8 protein-coding genes are annotated in these 8,798 nt (G+C 63.9%); 5 read left to right on the top strand and 3 right to left on the bottom strand.

The genetic code is table 11. The features are described from left to right. Nucleotides 1-114: 114 nt before the first annotated feature. Entirely contained in the window at nt 115-1,347 is a 1,233-nt protein-coding gene (locus tag BLS52_RS13955) for an IS256 family transposase (protein WP_035778917.1), read from the top strand. A 474-nt stretch (nt 1,348-1,821) separates the two neighbouring features. On the opposite strand, the gene glsA is transcribed toward BLS52_RS13955, so the two are convergent. Next, nucleotides 1,822-3,636: a glutaminase A gene (gene glsA / locus BLS52_RS13950; protein WP_090587518.1), complete on the bottom strand. Its 1,815-nt coding sequence runs from the start codon at nt 3,634-3,636 to the stop codon at nt 1,822-1,824. 46 nt (nt 3,637-3,682) lie between these two features. Beyond that, nucleotides 3,683-4,090 carry a DoxX family membrane protein gene (locus BLS52_RS13945; RefSeq protein WP_026545606.1) on the bottom strand — a complete coding sequence of 136 codons (408 nt, stop codon included), beginning with the start codon at nt 4,088-4,090 and terminating at the stop codon, nt 3,683-3,685. 227 nt (nt 4,091-4,317) lie between these two features. Between BLS52_RS13945 and BLS52_RS13940 the strand changes: the two genes are divergently transcribed. The 4 genes from BLS52_RS13940 to BLS52_RS13925 all read left to right on the top strand — a co-directional run bounded on the left by BLS52_RS13940 (nt 4,318) and on the right by BLS52_RS13925 (nt 8,030). Further along, nucleotides 4,318-4,959: an ABC transporter permease gene (locus BLS52_RS13940; RefSeq protein WP_090587516.1), complete on the top strand. Its 642-nt coding sequence runs from the start codon at nt 4,318-4,320 to the stop codon at nt 4,957-4,959. Further along, nucleotides 4,952-6,229, top strand: a complete 1,278-nt coding sequence (locus BLS52_RS13935) for an ABC transporter ATP-binding protein (protein ID WP_090587514.1) — start codon at nt 4,952-4,954, stop codon at nt 6,227-6,229. The genes BLS52_RS13940 and BLS52_RS13935 overlap by 8 nt, the downstream gene beginning before the upstream one ends. Nucleotides 6,230-6,302: 73 nt before the next feature. Further along, on the top strand, nt 6,303-7,004 hold the full coding sequence (locus tag BLS52_RS13930; RefSeq protein ID WP_090587529.1) for an ABC transporter permease: 702 nt from the start codon (nt 6,303-6,305) through the stop codon (nt 7,002-7,004). After that, entirely contained in the window at nt 7,005-8,030 is a 1,026-nt protein-coding gene (locus BLS52_RS13925; RefSeq protein ID WP_090587513.1) for a glycine betaine ABC transporter substrate-binding protein, read from the top strand. Here BLS52_RS13925 and BLS52_RS13920 read toward each other — a convergent pair. Continuing rightward, nucleotides 8,027-8,773 carry a M50 family metallopeptidase gene (locus BLS52_RS13920; RefSeq protein ID WP_026545610.1) on the bottom strand — a complete coding sequence of 249 codons (747 nt, stop codon included), beginning with the start codon at nt 8,771-8,773 and terminating at the stop codon, nt 8,027-8,029. The genes BLS52_RS13925 and BLS52_RS13920 overlap by 4 nt on opposite strands. Nucleotides 8,774-8,798: the final 25 nt, after the last annotated feature.

Genomic DNA, 8,798 nt, shown 5'->3' with positions numbered 1-8,798 from the left:
GAGGGTGTTTCATTGAGTGTGTAAGGGGTCCGGCCTGATGTGATGGTGTGGCCGCTGGTTTCACCATCTGAGAGGACGGCCCTTTTGGGCGAGAACGAACTGATTGATAACCCCTTGGCCGCTGTGCTCAGCGCTGATCAGATTGATGCTCTGGTCAACGCTGCGGAGGACCTCGGAGAGGGCCGGCACGGCGTTGAGGAGCTGCTGTCGCAGATGACCAAAGCGGTGCTTGAACGGGCCTTGGAGACCGAGATCAGCGACCACCTCGGATACGAATTGGGCGACCCTGCCGGGGCCGGTAGCGGTAACTCCCGCAACGGCAAGACCAGCAAGCAGGTCCACACCCTGCAGGGCCCGGTCGAGGTCACCGTGCCCCGGGACCGTAACAGCACTTTCGAGCCGGTGATCGTGCCCAAGCGGGCCCGTCGGCTGGGCAAGGTCGAGGACATGATCCTTTCCCTGTATGCCCGGGGCATGACGACCCGGGACATCGGCTCGCACCTGGAGGAAATCTACGGGGCGAAGGTCTCGGCAGCGACGATTTCCCGGGTCACCGACGTGATCGCCGATGAGATCACCCAGTGGCAGAACCGGCCGCTGGAAGCGGTCTATCCGATCGTTTATATCGACGCGATCTGGCTGAAAATCAGGGACGGCGGGGTCGTGGTCAACAAGGCCTGCCATGTGGCCGTCGGGGTGGACGTGGAGGGCCGTAAGCAGGTGCTGGGCCTGTGGTTGGGAACCCAGGAAGGAGCGAAGTTCTGGGCTAATGTGTTGACCCAGATCCGCAATCGCGGGGTCAAGGACATCCTCATCCTGTGCTGCGACGGGCTGACCGGGCTCCCCGCGGCGGTCAACAGCATTTACCCCGAAACCGTGGTGCAGACCTGCGTGGTGCATCTGCTGCGCTCGGCGATGAGATACGCCTCCTACAAGGACCGCAAAGCGATGGCGAAGGACATGCGGCCGATCTACACGGCGGTGTCCGTGGAGGCCGCTGAGCTGGCCATGGGGCACTTCGCCGAGGTCTGGGAGTCCAAGGCCCCGGGCGCGGTGCTGGCGTGGCGGAACGCGTGGGAGGACTTCATCCCGTTCCTGTCGTTCACCCCGGAGATCCGCAAGGTCATCTACACGACCAACCAGATCGAATCGATCAACTACCAGCTCCGGAAAATCACCAAGACCCGCGGCTCGTTTCCCTCCGACGAGGCAGCAATCAAGCTCGTCTATCTCGGGATCCGGAACATCGAGACCCTGCGGGGTGGCGAGCTGGGCACCGGGACCCAGGGATGGCATCAAGCACTGAACGCTTTCGCCATCCAATTCCCTAACAGGCTTCCGATCTGACCGACCCGGCAGAACGGATAACCAGCTGGTCCCTTACACACTTCATTTGACACGCCCACCCGGAAACGGGGGCGATCCTCAGTGTCGGCAGGGACCGGTACCGGCCGCCCAAACACCTCCAGGACTGGGTGAGGATCACCCACCCAACGTGTATGCATCCGGGGTGTAACCGGTCGTCCTGGACCTGCGAGATCGACCACCTCACCCCCTGGACCCACGGCGGACATACCGCGCTGGAGAACCTCGGACCTAAATGCCAACTCCACCACATGATGAAAACCGAAGGCATCTGGCCCGCCGGTATAGATGAGCGCGGTGACCCGTACGTCACGTCATTGGGCGGGAAAACGTACACCACCCTCCCCGAACCACCACCGCCCTTCTAACCGGCGGGTTGGATCACTACAGAGGCGGCGGGGTATCACCGGTGGAATGGCAGCCGGCTTCCTGCATGCACTCCGGCCTGCGGCGCAGTCAGTCCCGGATTCTGACAGCGGTTTCCCGCAGATACAGGTCAACCCTCGTATAGGCGTCGCGGGTCAGCGCCTTCCAGAGTTCGAGCGCCAACCGGATGTCTTCCGACTCCAGTTTCGCTATGGCCTGAGCGGTGAGGACCTTGACGGACACTTTTCCGGAAGCCTTCACCGTGGTTTCCTGGCGATCATCACTGCCGAGCGCCAGTTCACCGAAGGTCATACCGGCACTCAATGTCGTCAGTTTCACCCGGTCGCCAGTAGGACCGACTACCGAGGTGGTCACCCCACCGGAGAGAATAAAGAACACGCCCCCAAAGGACTGGCCGATGCGGCGGATCACATCGCCGTCGTCGTAGCTTCTGTCTTCCATCCGGTCAGCAAGCTTCTTGATGTCCTCATCGCTGAGGGGGCTGAGCGCGGGGCACTGGGTAATGTCCACCCTGCTTGGCAGGTTCAGTTCGCTGCCATAGGTCTGGATCAGGCGGTTCTCACACCACTCCACCGCGGCGGTCCGGGTGTCGAAAGTCGGCACAGCGCGGTCGACGTCGCGGAACGCCTCGGCCAGCGTGCCCTCCGCATCGATGAGCACCAGTTCCCGGTCCTCAGCGAGGAGGTTTTCACGCACCTCGGCCAGAAGACGCAGTGACACATCCGCAACCTCATCCACCCGGCGCAGGTCGAGAATGACGAGCTCCACGTCATCGTCCAGGGTACTGAGTTCGCGGACCATCGATTCCGTGCCGGCGAAAAGGAGATCGCCGTTCAACTCGACCACACGGGCACGGTGACCATGATCGCGAAGGATGTCCATCGCCTCGTCATCACGGCGGATACCGGAGGGCGCCGCTGTGATGTCATAGGTCGAACGGATGGCCGACTTGCCCACCCGCGCCGCTCGGACAAAATGCAGTTCCATGTCCTGCGATAGCCGCTGACTTGCCGCCATGCCGCGGACGCTGCTGCCGTGCTCATCCAGCGGAGGCGAGTACACCGCCAGCCCAACCTGTCCGGGAAGGACAGAGATGGTCCCGCCGGCAACGCCGCTCTTCCCGGGCATCCCGACCGTGCTGATCCAGGAACCGGCGTCGTCATACATTCCGCAGGTGGTCATGACGGAGAGAACCCGTTCCACCGGAACGATGTCCATCACCTGCTTCCCGGTCATCGGGTTCCGGCCGCTGTTGGCCAGGGTAGCCGCCATGAGTGAGAGGTCCAGGCAGTTCACCAGGACGGAACACTGGCGGAAATAGTCCTCGATCACCGGCGTCGGATCATCCTCGATGATATTGAAGGACCTCAACAGGTAGGCCAACGCACGGTTCCGGTGACCATGCTCAAGCTCGGAGGTGAAAATCTCCTCGTCAATCGACAGCTGCCGGCCGGCAAACGCCGAATACGTATTGAGGATGCGCTTGATCCGGGTGTTGCCGCCGGAGCCTTTGATCAGCGAAGTCGCCGTCAGCGCTCCGGCGTTGATCATGGCGTTGGAAGGGCGTCCGGTCCCGGCAGCGAGTGAAATCTCGTTGAACGAATCCCCTGAGGGCTCAACATCGACCTTCTCGTCCACCTTCTCCAGTCCCAGATCCTCAAGAGCCAGCCCATAGGTGAACGGCTTGGAGATGGACTGGATGCTGAACTCTTCCCGCGTGTCACCGACCTCGTAGATATAACCGTCCACCGTGGTGAGACAGATCCCGAAGTTGTCCGGATTGACGTTGGCCATCGCCGGAATGGTGCTGTACGGCTTGCCGTCCTTCAGCTCTGAAATCTCCCGGTGAATCCGCGCGAGGTAGCCTTCAATCGGTGATTCCATTGGCCAAGACTATGGGGAGATCCCAGCGTTGCTTAATCCGGAGGAATCAGCGCTTCCGTCCGCCGTCGATGATGAGTGAGAGGGCAATACCGAACATCCACACGTCCTTCGCCACCGGGGTGCCCTCCTGGGTGGGGCGAACGGCATCGTCCTGGGTCATGCCGGGCGTACGGAAGTACATGGCGAGCAGTCCGCCGGAGAAGGCGGCGAGCCCGAGTCCAACAAGGCGGCTCGGGATGAACGGCACCAGCAGCGCGGCCCCGAGTCCGGTCTCGACGGCGGCGAGAACCTTGCCGAATTTCTCGGGATCAAGCTGCTTCACCTGCGGAAAAGCGTTGGCCGCCATGCCCTGCAGATAGGCGGCGGTGTCCCGGTCGATTTCCCGCTTGGTCAGGCCGGAATTGAGGATGAACGCTCCCGTACTGGCACGCAGGGGAAGGTGGCTGAGTTTCATCGGAACTCCTTTGAAAGGGCTTCATGGACTGCATCGAGCCTACGTCCGTGCCCGCGTCCGCCGCCAGTAAATTCAAATTCAATAGTGATGCCCTTGTGACACAGACGTGACTTTATCGCGACCTTGGTCTGCTTATGGTGGACGACGGCTGGTGCGGGATTGTGCGGGAAACACCCGGTTCAGCCAACGGATGAGTGATACGTAACCACGGTGAAGAAGGTCTTGATGTGTTGGAGTTTCTAGGAGACAGATCCGGTCAGATCCTGTTCTCAAGCTGGCAACACCTGAGCCTTGTGGTGCAGTGCCTTATCCTGGCAACCGTCCTTTCCGTCGTCATCGCGGCGCTGGTATACCGCAGCAGTGCGCTGACATCCATAGCGAACAGCGTCTCCGCCGTCGGCCTGACCATCCCGTCATTCGCGCTGATCGGACTGCTCATTGCGCCGTTCGGTTTCGGTGTGACTCCCGCCGTCATCGTCGTCACGTTCTTCGCCGCGCTGCCCATCCTGCGTAATGCCGTGGTCGGCCTGACGGGGATCGACAGGGCCGTCATCGAATCCGCACGCGGAATCGGCATGAGCCGGTTCCGCACCCTGGTGCGGGTGGAGCTTCCCATGGCTTGGCCGGTCATCCTCGCCGGAATCCGAGTCTCCGCCCAGATGGTGATGGGCATTGCGGCCATCACTGCCTACGCCCTCGGCCCCGGACTCGGCGGATTCATCTTCTCGGGCCTGTCCCGTCTGGGCGGTGCCAACTCGCTTGAGTCCGTCATCACCGGCGTCGTTGCCGTCATCATCCTGGCCCTCATCCTTGACCTGCTTCTTGTCGGCCTCGGCCGCATCACAACCCCGCGAGGTATCCGTGTCTGAGACCATCCACAACGCCGACAACCAAACCGGACCGCACAGCGCCATCACCGGCGCGAGCATCCTGCTGGACAAGGTCACCAAACGCTATCCGGGACAGCAGAAGGCCGCTGTCGACGGACTGACCATGGAAATCCCGGCCGGCAAGATCGTCATGTTGGTCGGCCCGTCGGGCTGCGGCAAGACCACCACCCTCAAGATGATCAACCGGCTCATCGAGCCCACGGAGGGACGCATTGTCCTCGATGAGGACGACGTCACCGACATCGACGGCGATGCCCTACGCCGGCGCATCGGTTACGTCATCCAGGCCGGTGGCCTGTTCCCGCACATGACCGTGGCAACGAACATCGGAATTGTTCCGAAAATGCTCGGGTGGAGCAAGGAAAAAATCGCAGCCCGCGTCGATGAGCTGCTCGAGCTGGTGTCGCTGGACCCGGCCGTGTACCGCCACCGGTTCCCGAAGGAACTTTCCGGCGGGCAGCAGCAGCGCATCGGTGTGGCCCGCGCGCTCGCCGCCGATCCGCCGGTCCTTCTCATGGACGAGCCCTTCGGCGCGGTTGACCCGATCACCCGGCAGCGGCTCCAGGACGAACTCCTGAACATCCAGGAGGAACTGCAGAAGACCATTGTCTGCGTCACCCACGACTTCGATGAAGCGGTGAAGCTCGGCGACTGGATCGCCATCTTCACCGAGGGCGCCCAACTCGTCCAGTACGACACTCCCGAACGCATCCTCGCCGACCCGGCCAACGAGTTCGTCGAGAACTTCATCGGCTCGGGTGCCGGCCTAAAGCAGCTCACGCTCACCCGGGTCAACGAGGTCAACCTGGCCGACGCCGTCGTCGCCAGTGTCGGTGACCTCGGCAGCGACGTGCTGTCGCGGCTTGACGAAGCCGGCCACAATCACGCCGTCGTTGTTGATGAACGACGACGGCCCATCCAGTGGCTCACGCGCCGCCAGCTCACACGCCTGGACCGGGTGAGCGACGACGTCGACGCGAAGCTGCCGGTAGTCGGTGACCGCGCCACCCTGAATGACGCGCTGGACACGATGCTTGTCTCCAGCGCCGGCGCGGCGCTCGTGACCGGCCGGCGGGACACGTTCCTCGGCGTCATCGACGTAGAGACCGTGATGGATGCCATCACTCGGGCGCACAAGCACGCCATGACCGCACACTCCGACGGCAGGCCGGTGGGGATCAACACCGGCACGCTGGACACGGTGGGCACGTCGGGCGCAGCAACTGTGGGGGAGCGCCCGGGTGGGTAGCACAACAACGGAAGCGCCCACCGAGAGCGCCAAGGTCCACTCCGAGGTGAAGCGGCCGTCCTGGCGGCCGCTGATGTACCAGCTGCTCGGGATTGCCGTGGTCTTCGGTGCTCTGGTGGCGTGGCTGCTGACGGCCGACCTCTCCGAGACGGAGCTGATCACCCTGGCGCCCGCAGCCCTCATCGGATACACGATCGACCATCTGGTGCTGACCGCCGTCTCCGCCCTGATTGTGCTGGCGATCGCCATTCCGCTCGGCATCCTGCTGACCCGCGCACCGCTCCGCCGGTTTACCGGGCCGGTCCTGGCCGTGGCGAACATCGGCCAGGCCGCTCCGGCGATCGGGCTGGTCGTGCTGCTGGCCTTCGCGGTGGGATTCGGGTTTTCCGCGGCCGTGATTGCTCTGGTGCTCTATGCGATCCTGCCGGTTCTGCGCAACACCATGGTCGGCATTTCGCAGGTCGATGGCCGCCTGGTTGAAGCAGGGCGCGGCATGGGCATGAGTGCGGTGGCGGTGCTGTTCAAAGTGGAGCTTCCGCTGGCCGTTCCCGTGATGCTCGCCGGTATCCGGACGGCACTGGTACTGCTGGTCGGTACCGCCGCGCTGGCTACGTTCATCAACGGCGGGGGCCTGGGAATCCTGATCACCACCGGAGTGAACCTGAACCTGGTGAACGTGCTGGTTGCCGGCTCCATCCTGGTGGCCCTGCTTGCACTGCTTGTCGACTGGATCGGGCGCGTTGTGGAGCAGGTCGCCCGTCCGAAGGGACTCTAGATGTTGAAATCCTCATCGCTCACGGCTGCCGCGCGCAGGGGCGCCGCTACCGCCGTCGTACTCTCTGCCGGCCTGCTGGCAACCGGGTGCGGTCTGCAGCCGGCCACCTCCTATGTTCCGGCCTCCGGACCGGGCAGCATCACCCCGGTGGTGGATGGTGAACCGCTGACCGTGACGTCGAAGAACTTCACCGAACAGCTCATCCTGGGAAAGATCGGCGTGCTCGCAGCGCAGGCTGCCGGGTTTGAGGTTACGGACCTGACCAATGTTCCGGGCAGTCAGCCGGTCCGCGAGCTGATGCTGGCCGGGCAGGCCGACGTCACCTGGGAGTACACCGGTACAGCCTGGCTCACGTACCTCGGGAAGTCGGAGGGCATCCCGGACCAGCAGGAGCAGTGGCAGGCCGTGTATGAGGCCGACCTGGAGAACGGACTCACCTGGGGCGAACCCGCACCGCTGAACAACACGTACGCCATGGCCATACGTTCCGAAGCGGTGGAAGAGCTGGGCGGCATCAGCACCGTCTCGGAGATCGCCGAACTCCCCGTCGAGGAGCGCACTTTCTGCGTGGAAGCCGAGTTCAACTCGCGCCCCGACGGGCTCACGCCGATGCTGGCGCACTACGGGATGGCCCGCGGAACTCCGGACGGCGTACCGGAGGACAACATCGACATCTATGACACCGGCGCCATCTATTCCGCGACGGATGAAGGCGCCTGCAACTTCGGCGAAGTGTTCTCCACCGACGGTCGGATCGATGCCCTCGACCTGACCATCCTCGAGGACGACCGCGGATTCTTCCCCGCCTACAACGCGGCGCCGGTCTACTACACCGAGACGCTGGAGGAGCACCCGGAACTGCGGGACGTCTTCGCCCAGGTTGCCCCCACACTCACCGACGAGGCGCTGCGGACCATGAACCTGCGCGTTGACGTCGAAGGAGAGGAGCCGGCCGACGTAGCGTTCGACTTCATGGTGGAGCAGGGCTTCATCACCGAAGCGGAAACCGTTCTCGGGGAAAGCTAGACAGGCAGGCGCAGTCCCAGCGCCGTGCTCGCGACCGTCCAGGCCCACGTCCACGAGCCGGCGATCACGGCGGCGAACAGCAGCAGCCATACCCCTGCCGGCAGACCGGTGGAGCGGTACAGGAGGTGGGCGTCGGACTGTCCGCGGTCGCGCCGTCGTCGTGCGTGGACAGACACCACCTTGCCGAGATCACGGACGGAGCCCACCAGCAGCGCTACCCCCAGGGCAACCACTACGTGCCCGGTCAGCTCGGCAGGCACGGCCACCACCAGGGCAGTGGAGACGGCCACCGCGCCCAGCAGGATGAGCACGCCGCCGGCGTTACGGATGAACAGCAGCGAGAGCAGCAGCACCAGCGCACCCACCGACAGGGCCGCAGGCGCCCAGCCCCGGAAGCCTGCCCAGACCAGTACGGCTCCGACGACGGCGGGGACCGGGTAGCCCCAGAAGGTTGCCCAGGCAGTGCGCCACCCGGGACGGCCGAAGGAGGTGGTCAACCCGGAATGGTCGAAGTTCAGCCGGATGCCCGTGACGCGCCGCCCCGTCATCAGGGCGGCGAACGCGTGTCCGAGTTCATGGACGACGGTGCTGAAGAGCCCGAAGTAGCGCCACGTCGCGTTGGGGATGGAGAGTGCAGCGGCAGCGAGCAGGATCAGCGCCGCCTCGGTCATCGTCAGCTCCGGCGGTTGGCTCCTGCTGAACCCCGCGACGATCCGCTCCCACCACTGCGCAAGGAATTCCACCCTCGGGATGCTACAGGGCAATCCC

The sequence above is a fragment of the Arthrobacter subterraneus genome (assembly GCF_900099735.1).
Lineage (GTDB): Bacteria > Actinomycetota > Actinomycetes > Actinomycetales > Micrococcaceae > Arthrobacter_D > Arthrobacter_D subterraneus.
Note: the sequence above shows the minus strand (reverse complement) of the source record. Positions and strands in the feature narration are given on the sequence as shown.

Excerpts from the sequence above, each read along its gene's own strand:
- glsA (WP_090587518.1), bottom strand. The coding sequence starts at position 3,636 with ATGGAATCACCGATTGAAGGCTACCTCGCGCGGATTCACCGGGAGATT.
- BLS52_RS13945 (WP_026545606.1), bottom strand. The coding sequence starts at position 4,090 with ATGAAACTCAGCCACCTTCCCCTGCGTGCCAGTACGGGAGCGTTCATC.
- BLS52_RS13930 (WP_090587529.1), top strand. The coding sequence starts at position 6,303 with ATGTACCAGCTGCTCGGGATTGCCGTGGTCTTCGGTGCTCTGGTGGCG.
- BLS52_RS13925 (WP_090587513.1), top strand. The coding sequence starts at position 7,005 with ATGTTGAAATCCTCATCGCTCACGGCTGCCGCGCGCAGGGGCGCCGCT.